Annotated in this window: 17 protein-coding genes; 8 read left to right on the top strand and 9 right to left on the bottom strand. The window is 63.2% G+C overall.

Annotation, left to right across the window (positions count from 1 at the left end; all coding sequences use genetic code 11):
• Positions 1–13: 13 nt before the first annotated feature.
• The 3 genes from AC5I5I_RS12095 (at position 14) to AC5I5I_RS12105 (ending at position 4,155) form a co-directional block, all read left to right on the top strand.
• Positions 14–385, top strand: a complete 372-nt coding sequence (locus AC5I5I_RS12095; RefSeq protein ID WP_495973271.1) for a sensory rhodopsin transducer — start codon at positions 14–16, stop codon at positions 383–385.
• A 385-nt stretch (positions 386–770) separates the two neighbouring features.
• On the top strand, positions 771–1,649 hold the full coding sequence (locus AC5I5I_RS12100) for a DUF6662 family protein (protein WP_495973273.1): 879 nt from the start codon (positions 771–773) through the stop codon (positions 1,647–1,649).
• Between the two features lie 178 nt (positions 1,650–1,827).
• A complete protein-coding gene (locus AC5I5I_RS12105) occupies positions 1,828–4,155 on the top strand; it encodes a Tex family protein (protein ID WP_495973275.1) in 2,328 nt (775 codons plus the stop codon).
• 39 nt (positions 4,156–4,194) lie between these two features.
• Here AC5I5I_RS12105 and AC5I5I_RS12110 read toward each other — a convergent pair whose 3' ends face one another.
• Together AC5I5I_RS12110 and AC5I5I_RS12115 are read right to left on the bottom strand one after the other, a co-directional pair.
• Positions 4,195–4,491, bottom strand: a complete 297-nt coding sequence (locus AC5I5I_RS12110) for a hypothetical protein (protein WP_495973277.1) — start codon at positions 4,489–4,491, stop codon at positions 4,195–4,197.
• Positions 4,492–4,503: 12 nt separating this feature from the next.
• The gene (locus AC5I5I_RS12115) at positions 4,504–7,536 is read right to left on the bottom strand and encodes an FAD-binding and (Fe-S)-binding domain-containing protein (protein WP_495973279.1); all 3,033 of its coding nucleotides are present in this window, start codon (positions 7,534–7,536) and stop codon (positions 4,504–4,506) included.
• Positions 7,537–7,707: 171 nt separating this feature from the next.
• Here AC5I5I_RS12115 and AC5I5I_RS12120 point away from each other — a divergent pair, with 171 nt between their 5' ends.
• Positions 7,708–8,916, top strand: coding sequence for a pyridoxal-phosphate-dependent aminotransferase family protein (locus AC5I5I_RS12120; RefSeq protein ID WP_495973281.1), 1,209 nt, complete (start codon positions 7,708–7,710; stop codon positions 8,914–8,916).
• 53 nt (positions 8,917–8,969) lie between these two features.
• Here the strand turns inward: AC5I5I_RS12120 and AC5I5I_RS12125 are convergent, their stop codons facing one another.
• The 7 genes from AC5I5I_RS12125 to gcvA form a co-directional block, all read right to left on the bottom strand.
• Positions 8,970–9,335, bottom strand: coding sequence for a bleomycin resistance protein (locus AC5I5I_RS12125; protein ID WP_495973283.1), 366 nt, complete (start codon positions 9,333–9,335; stop codon positions 8,970–8,972).
• Between the two features lie 56 nt (positions 9,336–9,391).
• Complete coding sequence (gene boxA, locus AC5I5I_RS12130; protein ID WP_495973285.1) at positions 9,392–10,591, bottom strand: benzoyl-CoA 2,3-epoxidase subunit BoxA; 1,200 nt, start codon at positions 10,589–10,591, stop codon at positions 9,392–9,394.
• A 198-nt stretch (positions 10,592–10,789) separates the two neighbouring features.
• Positions 10,790–12,235 carry a benzoyl-CoA 2,3-epoxidase subunit BoxB gene (gene boxB / locus AC5I5I_RS12135; protein ID WP_495973287.1) on the bottom strand — a complete coding sequence of 482 codons (1,446 nt, stop codon included), beginning with the start codon at positions 12,233–12,235 and terminating at the stop codon, positions 10,790–10,792.
• 21 nt (positions 12,236–12,256) lie between these two features.
• Positions 12,257–13,945: a 2,3-epoxybenzoyl-CoA dihydrolase gene (gene boxC / locus AC5I5I_RS12140; protein ID WP_495973289.1), complete on the bottom strand. Its 1,689-nt coding sequence runs from the start codon at positions 13,943–13,945 to the stop codon at positions 12,257–12,259.
• A 157-nt stretch (positions 13,946–14,102) separates the two neighbouring features.
• Entirely contained in the window at positions 14,103–14,918 is an 816-nt protein-coding gene (locus tag AC5I5I_RS12145) for an alpha/beta fold hydrolase (RefSeq protein WP_495973291.1), read from the bottom strand.
• On the bottom strand, positions 14,915–15,868 hold the full coding sequence (locus AC5I5I_RS12150; protein ID WP_495973293.1) for a helix-turn-helix transcriptional regulator: 954 nt from the start codon (positions 15,866–15,868) through the stop codon (positions 14,915–14,917). Before AC5I5I_RS12150 ends, AC5I5I_RS12145 begins: the two co-directional genes overlap by 4 nt.
• Before the next feature lie 43 nt (positions 15,869–15,911).
• Positions 15,912–16,847 carry a transcriptional regulator GcvA gene (gene gcvA, locus AC5I5I_RS12155; RefSeq protein WP_495973295.1) on the bottom strand — a complete coding sequence of 312 codons (936 nt, stop codon included), beginning with the start codon at positions 16,845–16,847 and terminating at the stop codon, positions 15,912–15,914.
• Between gcvA and AC5I5I_RS12160 the strand changes: the two genes are divergently transcribed.
• The 4 genes from AC5I5I_RS12160 (at position 16,846) to AC5I5I_RS12175 (ending at position 19,000) form a co-directional block, all read left to right on the top strand.
• On the top strand, positions 16,846–17,181 hold the full coding sequence (locus AC5I5I_RS12160) for a hypothetical protein (RefSeq protein ID WP_495973297.1): 336 nt from the start codon (positions 16,846–16,848) through the stop codon (positions 17,179–17,181). The genes gcvA and AC5I5I_RS12160 overlap by 2 nt on opposite strands.
• A 92-nt stretch (positions 17,182–17,273) precedes the next feature.
• On the top strand, positions 17,274–18,065 hold the full coding sequence (locus tag AC5I5I_RS12165) for a crotonase/enoyl-CoA hydratase family protein (RefSeq protein ID WP_495973299.1): 792 nt from the start codon (positions 17,274–17,276) through the stop codon (positions 18,063–18,065).
• Positions 18,066–18,111: 46 nt separating this feature from the next.
• Complete coding sequence (locus AC5I5I_RS12170) at positions 18,112–18,495, top strand: ArsR/SmtB family transcription factor (RefSeq protein WP_495973301.1); 384 nt, start codon at positions 18,112–18,114, stop codon at positions 18,493–18,495.
• A complete protein-coding gene (locus tag AC5I5I_RS12175) occupies positions 18,464–19,000 on the top strand; it encodes an arsenate reductase ArsC (RefSeq protein ID WP_495973303.1) in 537 nt (178 codons plus the stop codon). The genes AC5I5I_RS12170 and AC5I5I_RS12175 overlap by 32 nt, the downstream gene beginning before the upstream one ends.

Consider the following 19,000-nt stretch of genomic DNA (forward strand, 5'->3'; position numbering starts at 1 on the left):
AGGGAGATACGTGATGCCCGCGATCGGCAAAACGCGATGGGCCATTCCCGAAGGCTATATTCCATCGGGCAGCGTGTCGCAGGACCGCACACTGCTGTCGCACGAAACCGCGTGCATCCTCAACGCCGGGGAGCGCGACGCCAATATCCGGCTGACGGTTTACTTCGCGGATCGCGAGCCGGTGGTGTATCGCGTCACGGTGCCGGCGCGGCGGACGCTGCATCTGCGCTTCAACGACCTGTCCGACCCCGAGCCGGTGCCGCTCGATACTGATTATGCGTCGGTATTCGAATCCGACGTGCCGATCGTGGTGCAGCATACCCGGCTCGACTCGCGCCGCGCCGAAATCGCGCTGCTGTCCACCGTGGCCTACGGGCAGGACTGATCGCCCCGCCCGCCGATCTGTCTTTCCGGCAAGCGTTCCGCGCGCTGTCGGGCACATGCGGATGCAGCCCGATCAGCGTTTCAGTGATCGCCGTACGACGTCTCTGAAGCGAGCGATCCCGGCCACAAGGAGACGTTCTCGGAGATTCTCTCACGGAGCGCTGGATCAGTTTTTTTCCAGCCAGGGTCAGAAAACTCGCTTTTCTAGTTGCGAATGCTTCTTAATAGCGGCATGAGAATTGGACGGTTCCGGGGCAACATGCTCCGATTGTACGAATCGTACGTGACGCGGGGGCGTGATGGGGCGGTGTGAAACTCTGGCGCAACCGGTCGCGTGGCCACGCGTCGGGTTGGCTTTCCTGATAGTGATCGTCGCAGGAGCTTCGTTGGCCTTGCCGGACGCGGCGCGCGCTCAGTCGATCAATGGCAAGACCAATGGAAAGCCTGCCGCCAATGCCATCCCCGAGGTTCCCGGCGACGACATTTTCGGCTTCACCGCGCCGACGGATACCGGCGAAAAGGGTGACTTCGGTTTCGCCAACGAACTGACCGGCTTTCGCGGAAAGCGCTCCGGCAAGTATCTCGCGCTGAGTAACAAGATGGAATTCAGCTACACACCGGCTGAGGACTGGTGGATCGCAGCATCCGCCTTTGTTGCATACGACTTTATGAGCGGCGTCCACGGCTACCTGGACATCAATAAAACCCAGTTCGAAGGTTTCTCAGCCGAAATCGAGTACCGGCTTATCAAGCGTAGCGCTTCCAATCCATTCGCACTCTCGGTCTCAGTCGAGGCGGCCGACGCTTTTGTCGATCTTCCGACCGGCCAGAAATCCAATGCCTACGGCGCAGCCTTCAAGCTGTTCGTCGATGCCGTGGTGGTGCCGGACAAGATTTTCTGGGCCGCCAACATCATCTGGGCCCCGGTTCGCGGGCAGGACGTCACCGATCACAGCGTTTGGACCACGAGTTCGGCCAGCCAATTGTCGACCGCTCTCACCTTTCAGCTTAACGAGAAGCTCTTTGTCGGCGCGGAAATCATGCAATTCGCCGCGTATGACGGGAGCTTCTTCAACGAACGCTCGGGCTATGCCTATTACCTCGGCCCGACGCTGCTGTGGAAAATCACCGACAAGGTCGCTTTCAACACAACCTGGCAGCCGCAGGTCGCCGGCCGCTCGTCCGACAATCCGACTTTGCCTTTCGAACTGGATACGTTCACGCGCGCACAGTTCCGCTTCAAGCTTGCGGTTCAGTTGAACTAGGCACTGCGCAGGGCCCCACTCGCCAATTTCGTGTTTTTTCAGGGGCTGGCCCGACACATTCCAGTATGCGGTGCGACCTGCCGTTTGTCGTGAATAGATGCGGAATGAAACCCTCGGCCCGTTGGCAGGGAGCATCGCCGCGCATATGGTCGCCGCCCCGAATCGATTGAGGGTGCTGATGGCTGCTGACCTTTCGCGTATTGCGCGCACGATTGCCGACGAGATTGCTGCAAAGCCGCCGCAGGTTACCGCTGCGATCGGACTTCTCGACGAAGGCGCGACCGTCCCATTCATCGCGCGTTACCGCAAGGAGGTCACCGGCGGACTCGACGACACACAGCTGCGCCAGCTTGAGGAGCGCCTTGCCTATCTGCGCGATCTTGAATCGCGGCGGGACACCGTGCTCGAATCGATTCGCTCGCAGGGCAAGCTCACCGACGATCTCGAGGCGAAGATCGGCGCGGTGACGACCAAGGCCGAACTCGAAGACCTGTACCTGCCCTACAAGCCGAAGCGTCGCACCCGCGCCGAAATTGCGCGCGAACGCGGCCTCGGCCCGCTAGCCGAAACCATTCTGTCCGATCGTGTGGTGGTGCCGCTCGAACTCGCCGCGCAGTTCATCACCGAAGACGTGCCCGACACCAAGACGGCGCTCGATGGCGCGCGCGACATTCTGGTCGAGACCTTCTCGGAAAACGCGGATCTGGTCGGCCGCCTGCGCAGCTATCTCAAGGAAAAGGCCGCCGTGCATGCCAGGGTCATTGACGGCAAGCAGGAGGCCGGCGCGAAATTCTCCGACTATTTCGATCACACCGAGCGCTGGGCGACGACGCCAAGCCATCGCGCTTTGGCCATGCTGCGCGGGCGCAACGAGGAGATCCTGACCATCGATATCGAGATCGATGCCGACAGCACCGCGCCGGTGAAGCCGGTCGAGCAGATGATTGCCGACGCCTACGCGATCCGCCCGGATGCCGGGGCCGCCGACAAATGGCTGATGGATGTCGCGCGCTGGACCTGGCGGGTGAAGCTCTCGCTCACGCTGTCGATCGACCTGATGACCGAGTTGCGCGAGCGCGCCGAAGAAGAGGCCATTGCGGTCTTCGCGCGCAATCTCAAGGATCTGTTGCTGGCGGCGCCGGCCGGTTCGCGCGCCACGATCGGACTCGATCCCGGCATCCGCACCGGCGTGAAAGTCGCAGTGGTCGACAACACCGGCAAGCTGCTGGAAACCGCCACGGTCTATCCGTTTCAGCCGAAGAACGACATTCGCGGCGCGCAGGCCGAAATCGGGCGGCTGATCGTGCGCCACAAGGTCGAACTGATCGCCATCGGCAATGGCACCGCGAGCCGCGAGACCGACAAGCTGGTCGCCGATCTCCTGGCCGACATGCCGCCGCCGAAGCCGATCAAGGTGGTGGTGAGCGAAGCCGGTGCGTCGGTGTACTCCGCCTCGGCGACCGCAGCGGCCGAATTTCCGGGCCTCGACGTGTCACTGCGCGGCGCGGTATCGATCGCGCGGCGCCTGCAAGATCCGCTGGCGGAATTGGTCAAGATCGAGCCGAAGTCGATCGGCGTCGGCCAGTATCAGCACGACGTCGACCAATACCGGCTGGCGCGTTCGCTTGACGCGGTGGTGGAAGACGCGGTGAACGCGGTCGGTGTCGATCTCAACACCGCGTCGGCGCCGTTGCTGGCGCGGGTGTCGGGCCTGGGCGCGTCGCTCGCCGAGATGATTGTCGCGCATCGCGACAAGGTCGGCGCCTTCAGGAACCGCAAGCAGCTGCTTGAAGTGGCGCGGCTTGGACCGCGCACCTTTGAACTCTGCGCCGGCTTCCTGCGCATCCCGAACGGCGACGAGCCGCTCGATGCGTCCTCGGTCCACCCGGAAGCCTATGGCGTCGCCAAGAAAATCGTTGCGGCCTGTGGCCGCGATGTGCGGTCGCTGATGGGTGACAGTGCCGCGCTGAAGGCGCTCGACCCGGGCGTGTTCGTCGACGAGCGTTTCGGCCTGCCGACGGTGCGCGACATTCTGACGGAACTGGAAAAGCCGGGCCGCGATCCGCGCCCCAGTTTCAAGACCGCGACCTTCACCGACGGAGTGGAGGAAATCACCGACCTGAAACCCGGCATGCTGCTGGAAGGCACGGTGACCAACGTCGCCGCTTTCGGCGCCTTCGTCGATATCGGGGTCCATCAGGACGGGCTGGTTCACGTCTCGCAGCTGGCCGACCGCTTCGTGAAGGATCCGCATGAGGTGGTGAAAGCCGGCGATGTGGTGAAGGTGCGCGTCGTCGAGGTCGACGTGAAGCGCAAGCGCATCGGCCTCACCATGCGCAAGGATGGAGCGGCGGCGGCGCCGCGCACCAGCACGGCCCATGCGGGTGACGGCAAAGCCAAGTTCAGCAATAGCCGTCCGCAGGGTGGCGCACAGCGCACCCCCGAGCGCCCGGCGGCACAGGGCGCGCTGGCGGCCGCTTTGGCAGAGGCGATGTGGCGCAAGTAGGAACGGCGCAGGCAACGACCAAGCAAGCCCGATGGCTCCTCAGTCGCGCCGCCCGCCTTGCCGCAGGCTGTAGGACGCAATCGCAGCGGACGCCACCGTGAACACCGCCGAAGCGATCCAGATCGGCCCCAGCATGAAAATTGCGATGGCGCCCTGCCCGCAATTTACCGCAACGCACGCACTGAAAAACAGGAACGGAAAGCAAATCAGAGTGACAATAACGAGTGCGGTGCCGATCCAGATTCCGCGCCGTCCCGATCGAAAGCGAAACAGCCAGGGCACGGCGGGGAAGCCGATCGACAGAAAAACCATCAGGTTTATCAAGTTGTCGAACATCGACCGAGCGCCCTAAGCCAGACACCCGGCGAGGACGCGCGCCACATGCACCCCGTCGCGTCCGGTGCCGTCGTGGATCTGGTGCCGGCATGAGGTGCCGTTGGCAACGATAATCGCGTCGTCCGCAGCCTTGCGCACCGCCGGCAGCAGCGAGAGCTCGCCCATCGCCAGCGATACATCAATGGTGTCGGCCGCATAGCCGAACGCGCCAGCCATGCCGCAACAGCTCGACTCGATCGTTTCCACCGCGAGATCGGGCACAAGCTTGAGGACAGTCTGTACCGGACCGAACGCCTCGAATGCCTTCTGATGGCAATGACCGTGCAGCAGTGCGCGCTGCGGCAGCGATTTCAACTTGAGATCCAGCCGGCCGGCCTTGTGCTCGCGCGCGAGGAATTCCTCGAATGTGAGCGCAAGCGACGCAAGCTTCTGTGCGGTCCCCGACTTCACCAGCGCCGGTACCTCATCGCGGAACGACAGGATGCAACTCGGCTCGAGGCCGATCACCGGAATGCCCTTGTCGATGAAAGGCGCAAGTGCCGCAAGCGTACGTTCGGCTTCCTCCCGCGCCTGATCGACCGCACCGACGGAGAGGAACGTGCGGCCGCAGCAGAGCGGGCGCTTGCTGGCGTCGGCGGGTTGCGCAACCTGCACGGCGTAGCCGGCCGCCGTCAGCACGGCGATCGCGGCATCGAGATTCTCGCGCTCGAAGTAACGGTTGAAGGTATCGGCGAAGAGGATGACCTGGCGTACATCGTCGCCACTTGCTCGACCCTCTCCTCCTCCTGAAAGGGGGAGGGAGTTCGACCGAGCATGGGGAGCGACGATTGCATTCGCCACGACATCATCAAACACATCACGACGCCACCCTGGCAAGCTCCGCCGCGCCGACAAACCGGCGACCTGTTCCGACAGCCACGCCGCACCGGGCAGCACATTGCGGAGATTCATCAGCCACGGCACTTTCGCGGCGTAGGGCGCATAGCGCGGCAGCCAGCCGATCAGGCGGTCCCGCAGCGAAAACCCGAAGCGCGCGGCGCGCGCGGCCTGCACCTCGATCTTCATGCGCGCCATGTCGACGCCGGTCGGGCATTCGCGCCGGCACGCCTTGCAGGAGACACAGAGCTTCATGGTCTCCGCCATCTCGTCCGACGTGAGCGCATCGGGACCGAGCTGGCCGGTGACCGCAAGCCGCAGCGAATTGGCGCGCCCCCGCGTCACATCGCGCTCGTCGCGGGTGACGCGATAGCTCGGGCACATCACGCCGCCGTCGATCTTGCGGCAGGCGCCATTGTTGTTGCACATCTCGACCGCGCCCTGGAAACCGCCGCCCGCGCCGGGCCACGCCGACCAGTCAAGCTTTGTCGCAATATCTTCGCCGCGATAGCTGGGCTTGAACCGGAAATTGCTGCGGTCATCGAATTTCGGCGCGTGCACGATCTTGCCGGGATTGAACAGCCCGTCCGGATCGAACCGCGCCTTCACCTGTTCGAACGCGCGCACCAGCTTCGAGCCGAACATGAATTCGTGAAACTCGGAGCGCACGATGCCGTCGCCGTGCTCGCCGGAATGCGAGCCCTTGTACTCGCGCACCATCGCGAAGGCGTCTTCGGCGATCGCACGCATCGCCTTCACATCCTTGTCGAGCCGCAGATTGAGCACCGGCCGCACATGCAGACAGCCGGCGCCCGCATGCGCGTACCAGGTGCCGCGGGTACCGTGTTTCTCGAATACCGCGGTGAGCTTTGCGGTGTATTCGGCGAGGTGCTCGAGCGGCACGGCGCAATCCTCCACGAAAGAGACGGGCTTCCCCTCCTCCTTCATCGACATCATGATGTTGAGGCCCGACGTGCGCACCTCGGTGATCGCAGCCTGCAACGCCGGATCGAGAATCTCGACCACGCCGCCCTGCTTCGCGCCGGTGTTGCTCCACGCGTAACCAAGATCGCCCATCAGCTCGCCGAGCTGCTTCAGGCGCCGCAGATTCTCGGCCTGATCGTCCTCGCCGAATTCGACCAGCAGGATCGCATCCGGATCGCCGCGCACGAACTGCTCCAGCGTCGGCCGGAACATCGCGATCTGCCGCGCCAGCTCGATCATGGTGCGGTCGATCAGCTCGACCCCGATCGGCTTCAGCCGCACGATATGCTGGGCGGCGTCCATCGCGTCATAGAAGCGGCCGAAATGGCACGCTCCCACCGCGCGGCGGCCGAGCAGCGGCGCCAGCTTCAATTCGACCTGCGTGGTGAAGCCGAGCGTGCCTTCCGAGCCGATCAGGATATGCGCGAGATTGAGATCGTTGCGACCCGGCAGAAATGCATCGAGATTATAGCCGCCGACCCGGCGCTGTACTTTCGGGAAGCGCGCTTCGATCTCTCCGGCTTCACGCGCGCCCAGCGCCAGCAGATCGGAGGCGAGCGCGTGCATTGGCGACGACGGCGGAAACTCCGCCAGGCTCGGCGAAGCCGGGCCGAAAACCTGCGCCCGTCCATCGGCGAGAATCGCGTTGACCGAAATCACGTTCTCGCGCGTATTGCCGTAGCGCATCGACCGCGCGCCACAGGAGTTATTGCCGGTCATCCCGCCGATGGTGGCGCGCGATGCCGTCGAGATATCGACCGGAAACCACAGGCCATGCGGTTTCAGCGCGCGGTTGAGATCGTCCAGCACGATGCCCGGCTCGACTACGCAGCGGCGGTTCTCGACATCGAGCGATACAATGCGGTTGAGATATTTCGAGCAGTCGATCACCAGCGACGCATTCACCGTCTGCCCGCATTGTGAGGTGCCGCCGCCGCGCGGCAGGACCGAGACGCCCTCCTCGCGCGCAATCGCAATCGCCCGTGCCGCCTCGTCGACCGTACGAGGCGCCACCATGCCGAGCGGCATGATCTGATAATGGGACGCGTCGGTGGCATAACGCCCACGGGTGAAGCGATCGAACCCGACATCGCCCGCGACCTCGACTCTCAGGCGCCGTTCCAGACCCGGCCGCAAAGTGTCAGCCAAACGTGACTCCCTCCCGCTCGTCGCCCATCCGCCCATGGCCAGGGCGCCGTCGATACGGCTCTGCTATCGGGCCATTTTGCTATCCGGCCATGCCGCCTTTGGGCTTGACCGGACCTTGGCATTCGGTGTTCATCCCGGCAAGTTCGGGCCGCGGCATGCGGCCGTTTTGCCCTATGGGCAAGCCTTGATCACCGGAGCTTTTCGACGATGGCCCAGAATTCCTCGCGCGCCGCCGGGCGCCATTTCCTGCAGATCCCCGGGCCGACCCCGGTGCCGGACCGCGTGTTGCGCGCCATCGACCGGCCGGTGATCGACCATCGCGGTCCGGAATTCGCCAAGATGGCGAAGACCGCGCTGGAGGGCATCAAGACCATTTTCAAGACCGCCAACCCGGTCATCATCTACACCGCGACCGGCACCGGCGCCTGGGAGGGCGCGCTGGTCAACACGCTGTCGCCCGGCGACAAGGTGCTGATGATCGAGACCGGCCAGTTCGCCACGCTGTGGAAGAAGATGGCGGAGAAGTTCGGCCTCAAGGCTGAATTCATCAAGACCGACTGGCGCACCGGCGCCGACCCGGCCGAGATCGAGGCGCATCTGCGCAAGGATACCAACAAGGAGATCAAGGCGGTCTGCGTCGTTCACAACGAGACCTCGACCGGCTGCTCGACCTCGATCCCGGCGGTCCGCAAGGCGATCGACGCCGCCGGCCATCCGGCACTCTTGATGGTCGACACCATCTCCTCTCTCGCTTCGACCGATTACCGGCATGACGAATGGGGCGTCGACGTCGCGGTCGGCGGTGCGCAGAAGGGCCTGATGATGCCGCCTGGCATGTCGTTCAACGCACTGAGCCCGAAGGCGCTCGAAGCCTACAAGACCTCGAAGCTGCCCAAGTCGTTCTTCGACTGGGAAGACATGATCAACATGAACAAGGTCGGCTTCTTCCCCTACACGCCGGCAACGCTGATGCTGAGCGGTCTCGTCGAAGGCATCGCGATGCTGCACGAGGAAGGCCTCGACAACGTGTTCGCGCGCCACGATCGTCTGGGCGAAGCCGTGCGCCGGGCCGTCACGCATTGGGGCCTCGAAATCCTCTGCAAGGACCCGAAGCATTATTCGTCGACGGTCACGGCGATCCTGCTGCCCGAGGGGCATAACGCCGACGCCTTCCGCACGCTTGCGCTGGAGCACTTCAATATCTCCTATGGCGCGAGCTTCGGTCCTTACGCGGGCAAGTATTTCCGCATCGGCCATCTCGGCGACACCAACGACGCCACCATCATCGGCGCGCTGGCAGCGACCGAAATGGCACTGTCACTTGCCGGCGTGCCGCACAAGAAGGGCGGCGTGCAGGTGGCGATGGATTACCTGATCACTGCGCATTCCACGCCAGCACGGCAGGCGGCGGAGTAAGCGAGCGTTGTCAAAATAATGTTCAAATGGCCGGGCCTGCCCCGGCCATTTTTTTATGTGGTGGCCCGTCGATCCAACGGCTCTCCGAAGCTCAGCAAATACCCATCAGGATCGCGGATGGCGAACTCCACCGATCCGTAGGGCATTTCTTCCGGCCCCCATTCCGCGGTCACGCGGTCCTTGATACCGCTCCAGAGCGCGGACAGATCGTCGACGTGAATGTATTGGGTGGCGCTGGCATGCGGATCGCCAAGGTGCGCGTTCTGTATGAACATCAAAGCGACACCGTCGCGTTCCAGACGGCACCAGCCGTCCTGCCGGCCCGTGCAGCGAAAGCCAAGCACCGATTCATACCAGTCGATGCTACGCTGCAGATCAGCGCTCTGCAGCATTGGTGTGAGCGACTGCAGGCGCATCATTCCGTCCTTCTTGTCACAAGCAGGGACGGCCAGCATAGCGCGAAGAAGCGGCGTCGCTAATAGGTCTCGACGTGGTAGCGGCCCTGCGCGCGCATGGCCTGGCGCAGTTCGGCCCAGTCCATGCCGGAGCCGCGGCAGATATCCGCCAGCGCCTCATCGACGCCGGTCTCCATGCCTTTCAGGCCGCAGATATAAATGTGCGTCTTGTCGTGCTTCAGGAACACCGACACCTCGTCGGGCGTGGCCCGCATGCGATCCTGCACATAGGTCTTCGGTTCTCCCGCGACGCGTGAATACGCAAAGAACTTACGCAGCAGCCCGTCCGGCACTTTCTGCAGCGGTCCGAAATACGGCAATTCCTCCGGCCGCCGCGCGCCGAAAAAGATCATCATGCGGCCGGGCGCATCGCGCATGGTGCGTCGCCGGCGCTCGGTGAAGCCGCGGAACGGCGCCGAACCGGTGCCGGTGCAGATCATGATGATGTTGGCGGACGGATCGTCCGGCATCAGGAAGGTGGCGCCGAACGGCCCGGTCACCTGCACCCGGTCGCCCTTCTTCAGGTCGCACAGATAATTGGAGCACAGCCCCTGCGGCTCGCGCTTCACGGTGAGCGCAAGGTTGTTGTGCTTCGGCCGTTCGCCATCGCGCGAACTGGCCACCGAATAGAGCCGGATCACATGCGGCTTGCCGCTGTCATCCACGCCCGGCGGAACGATGCCGATGCTCTGGCCCTCCAGCACCGGAAACGTGGTGTCGCCGAAATCCAGAATGATATGACGCACGTCGTTGTCCGCATCGGCTGCGGTCAGGCGGAAATTACCCGTCACGGTCGCCGTCGCCGGCCGGCTGCGGTTGTAGAGATTGATGGTGGGCTTGCTGGCCGATTGCGGCGCGACACTCTTGCCGCCGCTGCCGGCATGCGCCTCGGCAATCAGTCTCGCAGCCTCGTCGTCGTCCCCCTCACCGCCAGTCTCACTGACCGCAATCTCCTCCTGCGGCGGCAGTTCCTCCCAGCCGAACTGATCCTCGATCGAATAGGCATTCGCCACGATCCGCCAATTGTCGATCGATCCGGTCGGGCACGGCGAAATGCAGTCGAGACAGAAATTGCACTTCTCCGCATCGACGACGTAATTGTTGTCGTCATGCGTGATCGCATCGACCGGGCAGGTTTCTTCGCAGGTATTGCAGCGGATGCAGATCTCGGGATCGATGAGATGCTGCTTTTGCGGGGATGTGGTTGTGGTTGCGTCCATGTGTCTGCTCTCGGCAATGCACAGCGCTTCCTCTCCCTCCCCCGTTTACGGGGGAGGGTCGATCGACTAAGCGAGCGAAGCGATGCGCAGGAGATCGGGGTGGGGGGCATTTTCTTATGCGCACGAAGCCCCCACCCGGCTCGCCGCTTCGCGTCTCGCCACCCTCCCCCGCATGCGGGGGAGGGATAAGAAAGAAGGCTACGCCGCGATCCTCACATATTCGAAGTCGCCCGGCTTGTTGTCGATGCCGACCTTGGGCGGTGAAATCCAGCCGGCGAACTTGCCGGGCTCGACTACCGGCTTCATCAGCGCTTCGATGAAATCGCCATCGGCCTTCGACGGCAGATAATTGTCGCGCTGCTTTGCCCATTCGCCATCGCTGAGGATGACGCCGGTCGGCGTGGCATGCACGTCCTTGAACTCGCCGACATGGCGGTGGAAGGCGACATGCGGCAGTTCGAGTCGGAAATTCACGCCGGTCTTCTCGATCACCTTGTTCCAGCGCTCGACACCCTTGGCGCAGTCGGCGGTGTAGTCGTCGCGCAGCCGCATGTTGAGCGCGGTCAGCGCCGGCTCGTCGACCCGCTTGATCTGGCCATCGACCATCTTCAGCACCGGATAGGTATCATTGGTGAGACGATGATCGTCCTGGATCCGGGTCTCCTGATAGCGGCCCTTGATGCCGTTGTTGTAGGCATTGGCGGCGTTGGTCGAGACTTCGGAGCCGAACAGATCGAGCGACAGCGAGTAATGCAGGTTCAGCTTCTTCTGGATCGTCGGCAGATCGATGACGCCGAGCTTGCGCACCTTCTCGATCTCGTTCGGGTCTTCAATGCCGGCTTCCTTCATCGCCTCGCAGGTGCGCTGCACGGTGCGGGAAATGCCGGTCTCGCCGACGAACATGTGATGCGCTTCCTCGGTCAGCATGAAGCGGCAGGTGCGCGACAGCGGATCGAAGCCCGATTGGGCAAGGCTTTCGAGCTGCATCTTGCCGTCGCGGTCGGTGAAGAATGTGAACATGAAGAAGGACAACCAGTCCGGCGTCGCCTCGTTGAAGGCGCCGAGCATCCGCGGCGCCTCGGCCGAGCCGGAACGGCGGCGCAGGAGATCATCGGCCTCTTCGCGGCCGTCGCGGCCGAAATACTTGTGCAGCAGATAAACCATCGCCCAGAGATGGCGGCCTTCCTCGACATTGACCTGGAACAGGTTGCGCATGTCGTAGAGCGACGGCGCGGTCTTGCCGAGATGGCGCTGCTGTTCGACCGACGCCGGCTCGGTGTCACCCTGGATCACGATCAGGCGGCGCAGCAGCGCACGATGCTCGCCCGGCACTTCCTGCCAGGCCGGCTCACCCTTGTGCTGACCGAAATTGACCTTGCGACCCTCTTCGGCGGGAGCAAGCAGCACGCCCCAGCGATAGTCAGGCATCTTCACATAGTCGAATTTGGCCCAGCCCTTGGGATCGACCGAGACCGCGGTGCGCAGATAGACCAGCGATTGCTGAAAGCCTTCCGGTCCCATGTCCTGCCACCAGCTCAGATAGCCGGGATGCCAGGTTTCGAGCGCTTTCAGGACGCGCGCGTCCTCGGTGAGCCCGACATTGTTGGGGATGCGGGTCGAGTAGTCGACATTCATGAAGTTCATGGGACGCTCCTCTGATTTTTGCTACACGCGCCGCGTATCGAACACCGGCTTCTGGCCGCTGCCGTAACGGCGCAACGCGCCTTCCTCGCCAACTGCGTTCGGCCGCTGGAAGATCCAGTTCTGCCACGCGGTCAGGCGCGCGAAGATTTTCGATTCCATCGTCTCGGGACCGCCGAAGCGGAGATTGGCTTCGAGTCCGGTGAGACCGTCGGGCGAGAAGCTCGCGCGCTCTTCCAGGAAGATGCGGATCTCGTCCTCCCAGTCGATATCGTCGTACGCGAAGGTGACGAGACCAAGCTTCTCGGCCTCTTCCGCGTTCAGCATCGTGCCGATCGCGGCCTTGGCCTTGTCGAGCGAGGCCTGGTCGTCGAGGAAACGGCTCTCCAGACGGCTGATGCCGTTCGGCATCGGATAGGGGCCGAAATTGGCTTCGCTCAGCGCGATCGCGGCGGGCGGGCGGTTGCCACCATTGAGCTGACCGATCAGCATGTAGGAGCGGTCGCAGGCGAACGGAATTTCCGCCAGCGTGCCGGCAAAGCAGGAGCCAGGCTCGATGATCGCGACCAGCGATCGCGAGGTCAGGTCGACGCGCTTCAGCACGCGCTTCCAGTACAGGCGGATTTCGCGCGCCAGCCAGTTCGACTGGTTGTCGGCGAGGAAGGCGTCATAGGCGAGAACCTGCGCCGGATCACCTTCCGACTTGAAAACGATCACGGCGATGTCGCCTTCATTGGTGCGCAGATCGAGGATTGCGTCGTCCAGCTCGCGAGCAAGCCTGAGTGGCCAGAACTCGGCGCCGAGCTTCTGCATTTCTACGAGGCTTGCCGGCGGCGGCAGATCGGGTCCGCGCAGCGTGATCGTGGCGGTGCGCGCCGGGCGGTCGATGGCCACGCTCACGGATTGATAGTCGCAGGTGTCGCCACTCCACTTTTTCTTCAGTGGGGCCAGAACAATGCCGACCGCGTCAGACGGTCTGTCAGACCTGGCCGCAAATTCCTTTGCTCGGGTGGCGACGATCTCGTCGAGCTTCGGCGCGGCCACGACCTCATCCACCAGACGCCAGTCGACCGCGCGCTTGCCCTTAACCCCTTCTTCCGTCGTGCAAAAAACATCCGCATGATCGCGGCGCACTTTGCGCTTGTCGGTGACGCGGGTCAGTCCGCCGGTACCCGGCAACACCGCAAGCAGCGGCAATTCCGGCAGCGACACAGCCGACGAGCCGTCATCCACCAGCATGATGTGATCCGCCGCCAGCGCCAGTTCATAGCCGCCGCCGGCGCACGACCCCGTCACCACGCAGATGGTCTTCTGCTTCGAATTTTCACTGGAATCTTCGATGCCGTTGCGGGTCTCGTTGGTGAATTTGCAGAAATTGACCTTATCCGCGTGGGTCGAACCCGCCAGCATGCGGATGTTGGCGCCGGCGCAGAACACGCGCGGCTTGCCAGAGCGGAGCAGAATCACCTTCACCGCCGGATGCTCGAAGCGCAGCCGCTGCAGCGCGTCGGCGAGTTCGATATCGACGCCGAGATCGTAGGAATTCAACTTGAGCTGATAGCCCTCGAACAGGCCGCCATTCTCGTCGACGTCCATGGCAAGGGTGGCGACGTCGCCATCGATCGACAATTTCCAGTGCCTGTAGCGGGCGGGCTCGGTCTCAAAACCGATACGAGTCAAGCCGTTAGCAAGCTTGCGGGCGTGTTCTGCCATCCCTGAAATCCCGTTTTGCGCTTGGTTTGTTGACATGCACTATAGTGCATGTTGATCGCGAGTCCAGCGGAAACTTGGCATCGTTCTAAGCCGGGCGCGCGGGATGTCCCTGCCCTTTAGATTGGATTGTGACCGCGGAATCGGACGCGTCGGCCGCCTACGCCACCGGGGCCGTCTGCTCATGCTGTTGCAGGATGCGGCTCACGAAATCCGACGTGGTGCGCAGGGTTACCTCCGGTGCCTCGCGGGCCGGATTGTGCTTGACCCCCGGCAGCAGTGCGACGTCGACCGGGCAATAGCATTCCTCCTGCGCGATCTCGATCTGGCGAACCGTGCCGTATTGATCGTCCTCGCCCTGCACGATCAGAACCGGGATGCGGATGTAAGCGAGATGTTCCGAAATATCCCATTGCCGGAAATCGTTATCGAGCCAGACATCGGCCCAGCCGCGAAACGCGTTGTCGACATTCGGATGATATTTCGCAAGCCGCGCACGCAGGTCGCCGTTGTCGTAGGCGTCGCGCGCCTCCGCAATCGACTTCGCTGTCACGTCCTCGCAGATGAAATGCGGCGCCATCAGCACAAGCCCGCGCACCCGATGATCCTGATGGCCGCCGGCATAGATCGACGCGATCGATGCTCCGTCGCTGTGACCGATCAGGATGCCGCGCTGAAACCCGATCGCGTCGAGCAGCCGCGGTAAACTGTCCTGCGCCTCGTGATGCATATATGAGATCGGCCGCGGCAGCGTGACCGGGCTCGACTTGCCGTATCCCGCGCGCGAATAGACAAACACACCGCAACCGGTTGCCGCCGCAAGCTTGTCCGGGAAGTCGCCCCACATGCCGACGCAGCCCAGTCCTTCGTGCAGCAGCACCAGGGTCGGCGCGACGTCGGGACGTGGCCCGATCATGCGATATTCCAGCATTTCCGGGCCTAAATCGAGCATCCCCTGGTCCGCAAGCGCGCTCATCTCGTCCACTCCTGCACCAGGCGAAGCAACCGATCCGTGCTCTGTTCGACCGTGAGGCCGGAGGTGTCGAGTTGCGCCTCGGCCTGCGCATAATCCTGCGACCGCGCTTCCAGAATGGCGACGAGATCGGCCATCGCCTCTCTGTTCTCCGACATCGGACGGAGATCGCCCTGCGCCATCACGCGGCTCATATGCTCCTGCGGTTGCGCCTTGATCCACACCGTGTGCGCACGGCGCAGCAGCAGCGCATAGGTTTCCGGCGACGACACGATGCCGCCCGCGGTCGCGATCACGACCTTGTCGTGGTTGCCGATCACTTTCTCGAGCGACGCGCGTTCGTAACGACGGAAGGTCGACACACCGGACATCTCGATCAGCATCGAGATGTTGGCGCCGTATTCCTGCTCCACGACGCGATTGAGTTCGACAAACGGATAGCCGAGCCGCTCGGCCAATATCTTGCCGAGAGTCGACTTGCCGGCACCCCGGAGGCCGACAAGTGCGATCCTGTGCGCGCGCTCGGACTTCGCGCTTTGCACGATGCGGCTTTCGATCAGATCTTCGAGCGCCGGCCATTCCGACGGCGCGAGCCGGTTCACGAGATCGACGATGCGGTTAAGCCGTTCGTGCCGGTCGTCGAGCGGCAGCAATGCGGTGATCGGACTTTCCAGCGCATCGGCGACGGCCTTCAGAACCGTCAGCGAGGGGTTGCCATAGCCGCCTTCGATCTGCGCCAGATAGCGTTCCGAGATGCCGGAATCGGTGGCCAATTGGCGGCGGGTGATCCCCCGGCGGGCCCGGCCGCGGCGGACCAGACGCCCAACGGCCTCCGCAAATGCCATGCTCGTAGAAGTCTGATCGCTCGCGTCGGGAGCGGCCTTTTCGCGACGTTTTTCATGAGTCTCGGACAAGGGAGCACCACGCCATGTTCTGTATGCACAATAGTGCATGCAGACCGATCCGCAAGCCAGCGGATCGGCTCCCTCTCGGCCCTCAGGCCGGCTGGGGCAGGACACTCCAATCGAGCTGCGCCGCCTCGTCCTTGATCCAGTCGCGGAACGCCTGGACGCTGGGGCGGCGCCGCTCGCGCTTTGGATAGACCAGGTAGTATCCCCGGCCCGAGGGCAGGGCCAGCGGCACCGGGATCACCAGCCGTCCGCTGCGCAGGTCATCGTGTGCGAGCAGGTCGGCGGCCAGCAATATTCCGGCACCCTCGGTGGCCGCGTTGAGCGCGTGATCCGGGCTATCGAAGCGAAGGCCGCGACGAAGATCGATGTTTTCGACCTTCGCGGCTGCGAACCAGTCCGCCCAGGTCGGTACGGTGGCGCGCTGTGCGAGCGTGTCATCGTGAATGAGCGGCATCTTTGAGAGCGCATGCGGTGTCGGTAGCGAACCGCCTTCCAGCAGACGCGGACTGCAGACCGGCACGAGCGTTATCTCGACCAGCTTCTCGACGACGAGAGATGCATCGGACCTGGCGCCGGTCGGCAGATTGCGCACAGCGACATTGACGCCGTCAGTGGTGAAATTTGCATTCTGAAGCGAGGACGAGATGCGCACGTCGATATCGGGACCGGCACTGGCGAAGCGATAGAGCCTTGGCACCAGCCACTTGGATGTGAGGCCGGGCGACGCGCTCACGACAAGCACTTGCTGATTGCCCGATTGCCTGAGATCCGCAACCGCCTCGAGAATCTGTGAGAAGCCGCGCTGAAGTCCCGGATAGAGCATCTTGCCGGCGGGGGTCAGCGCAATCTTTCTCACACCGCGCTCGAACAGACTGACGCCCAACATGGCCTCGAGGCCGCGTAACTGATGGCTCACGGCGCCGGGCGTGACGTTGAGCTCCGCTGCTGCCTTGGTCAGGCTCATATGCCGCGCCGCGGCTTCGAACGCCCGAAGCGCGGTCAGCGGTGGGATCGCATGCATGAGCTTTTCTCATCTATCGAGCGAGATCATATCCTTTGTAATTGAAACTGGACGGAAGGAAATAGAGCCCCTGTCTGAGAAAACCTCATATCCGAAAGGCCGCGCCATGCGCAGGATTCTGCCGGAAGGCTTTGCGAACCTGTCGCCCTTCGGGGTGGCCCGATGCCTGTCCCTGATGCGCGGCGTCATCCGAACGGGCGCGCGTTATGCCGACGAACGCAGGGCCGCAAAGCGGGCCAAGCGCGAACAACGATGCTCTGAGATGAAATTGACCGACGAGCTGGAGCGGAGAATTGCGCAACGATTCATGCGGAACCACGGCTTCAGACTCTGACCGGACCTCAATGTCCGAAGCGAGCAGCGGACTTAAGGCGCGGAGCGCCGTAGCCTCGATCAGCACGAAGGCGGCTGCAACAGGATTGAAAGATGACTGAGCTGATTCTAACCGAGACGCATGGCGCAATAACGCTGCTGACGTTCAATCGTCCCGAAAAGCTGAACGCCCTGAGTTATGCGTTGATTGACCGCCTGATGCACATCCTCGACCGGATCGAGGACGACGCCCGCATTCACGCGGTGATCCTCACCGGGGCCGGCGATCGTGCGTTTTCCGCCGGCGGAGACATTCCCGAGTTCTCAGAAAGCATCAGGCAGGGTCCGGACGCGGCTCTGAAAGCATTTGTCAGGCGTGGTCAGGCCATGACGGCGCGGCTTGAATCATTTCCGAAACCCGTCATCGCTGCCGTCAACGGGATTGCATTCGGGGGCGGCTGCGAGATCACCGAAGCTGCTCATCTTGCGGTCGCCAGCGAGCGCGCTGTTTTCGCCAAGCCGGAGATCAACATCGGAATTCCGCCGACGTTTGGAGGAACGCAGCGCCTGCCTCGCCTCGCAGGCCGGAAGCGCGCGCTGGAATTGCTCCTCACCGGCGACACCTTCACGCCGCAACGCGCCTACGAGATCGGGCTCGTCAATCGCGTCGTGGCGCATGAGCAGCTGATACCGGCAGCTCTGGAACTGGCGGACCGCATCGTGCGGCATTCCCCGCTCGCAGCATCGCGGATCATCACGGCCGTGACACGCGGGCTCAACGCCTCGATCGCTGAGGGACTTGCAATCGAAGGCGAGCAATTCGCGCGCATGGTGCCGACCAGAGACAATCGGGAAGCGCTCGACGCGTGGATGGCGCGTCGAAGGCCGCATTATACCGGAACCTGAGCGGGGCCGGCTTGACATTCGTCCATATGTCGAGAATTATCGACATATGGATTCAACCAGCGCGATCCTCGCCCTTGCCGCGCTCGCGCAACCGACGCGGCTCGACGTATTCCGCCTGCTGGTCAGGCATGAACCGACGGGCCTGCCGGCCGGCGACATCGCGCAGCACCTTGCGGTGCCACACAACACCATGTCGTCGCATCTGGCGATCCTGACGCGCGCCGCCCTGATCTCGTCCGAGCGGCACGGCCGCTCAATCGTCTATCGCGCCAACCTCGCGACGCTGCAATCGATGACGCTGTTCCTGCTGCAGGATTGCTGCGGCGGCGAGCCGGGACTGTGCGCGTCGCTTATCGAATCGATCAAGCCTTGCTGCTCCCCGAAAAAGGAAAAGCCCGATGGAAACGTCAAAGTCCGATCGCGTGTTTAACGTCCTGTTTCTGTGCACCGGCAACACCGCGCGTTCGGTGATGGCCGAGTCCATCCTGCGCAAGGAAGGCCGCGGACGCTTTCGCTCCTTCTCGGCCGGGAGCCAACCCAAGGGACAGGTCAATCCATACGCGATCCGGGTGCTGGAGCGCGCTGAGTATCCGACCGACGGCCTGCGCTCGAAAAGCTGGCTTGAATTCGCGAGCCCGGATGCACCGGTGATGGATTTCGTGTTCACAGTTTGCGACAACGCCGCCGGCGAAGCCTGCCCGGTATGGCCGGGGCAGCCGATGACGGCGCATTGGGGCATCGAGGATCCCGCCGCTGTTGACGGCACCGACCTCGAGAAAGAGGCCGCGTTCGTGAAAGCCCAGCGTTATCTGAAGAACCGCATCGTCGCTTTCGCCAACCTGCCGCTCAGTTCGATCGACAAGCTCGCGCTCGGTACCAAGCTGCGCGAGATCGGCCGGCTCGACGGCTCGACGTCGCAATCGAACGTCGCGTGA

The organism is Pseudorhodoplanes sp. (assembly GCF_059499825.1).

Bases quoted from the DNA above. Each gene is read 5' to 3' on its own strand.
- AC5I5I_RS12160 (WP_495973297.1), top strand. From the start codon at position 16,846: ATGAGCTTTTCTCATCTATCGAGCGAGATCATATCCTTTGTAATTGAA.
- AC5I5I_RS12125 (WP_495973283.1), bottom strand. From the start codon at position 9,335: ATGATGCGCCTGCAGTCGCTCACACCAATGCTGCAGAGCGCTGATCTG.
- AC5I5I_RS12115 (WP_495973279.1), bottom strand. From the start codon at position 7,536: ATGGGCGGATGGGCGACGAGCGGGAGGGAGTCACGTTTGGCTGACACT.
- AC5I5I_RS12145 (WP_495973291.1), bottom strand. From the start codon at position 14,918: ATGAGCGCGCTTGCGGACCAGGGGATGCTCGATTTAGGCCCGGAAATG.
- AC5I5I_RS12095 (WP_495973271.1), top strand. From the start codon at position 14: ATGCCCGCGATCGGCAAAACGCGATGGGCCATTCCCGAAGGCTATATT.
- AC5I5I_RS12120 (WP_495973281.1), top strand. From the start codon at position 7,708: ATGGCCCAGAATTCCTCGCGCGCCGCCGGGCGCCATTTCCTGCAGATC.
- AC5I5I_RS12165 (WP_495973299.1), top strand. From the start codon at position 17,274: ATGACTGAGCTGATTCTAACCGAGACGCATGGCGCAATAACGCTGCTG.
- AC5I5I_RS12170 (WP_495973301.1), top strand. From the start codon at position 18,112: ATGGATTCAACCAGCGCGATCCTCGCCCTTGCCGCGCTCGCGCAACCG.
- AC5I5I_RS12110 (WP_495973277.1), bottom strand. From the start codon at position 4,491: ATGTTCGACAACTTGATAAACCTGATGGTTTTTCTGTCGATCGGCTTC.
- boxB (WP_495973287.1), bottom strand. From the start codon at position 12,235: ATGAACTTCATGAATGTCGACTACTCGACCCGCATCCCCAACAATGTC.
- boxC (WP_495973289.1), bottom strand. From the start codon at position 13,945: ATGGCAGAACACGCCCGCAAGCTTGCTAACGGCTTGACTCGTATCGGT.
- AC5I5I_RS12150 (WP_495973293.1), bottom strand. From the start codon at position 15,868: ATGCACTATTGTGCATACAGAACATGGCGTGGTGCTCCCTTGTCCGAG.
- AC5I5I_RS12105 (WP_495973275.1), top strand. From the start codon at position 1,828: ATGGCTGCTGACCTTTCGCGTATTGCGCGCACGATTGCCGACGAGATT.
- AC5I5I_RS12175 (WP_495973303.1), top strand. From the start codon at position 18,464: ATGGAAACGTCAAAGTCCGATCGCGTGTTTAACGTCCTGTTTCTGTGC.
- boxA (WP_495973285.1), bottom strand. From the start codon at position 10,591: ATGGACGCAACCACAACCACATCCCCGCAAAAGCAGCATCTCATCGAT.
- gcvA (WP_495973295.1), bottom strand. From the start codon at position 16,847: ATGCATGCGATCCCACCGCTGACCGCGCTTCGGGCGTTCGAAGCCGCG.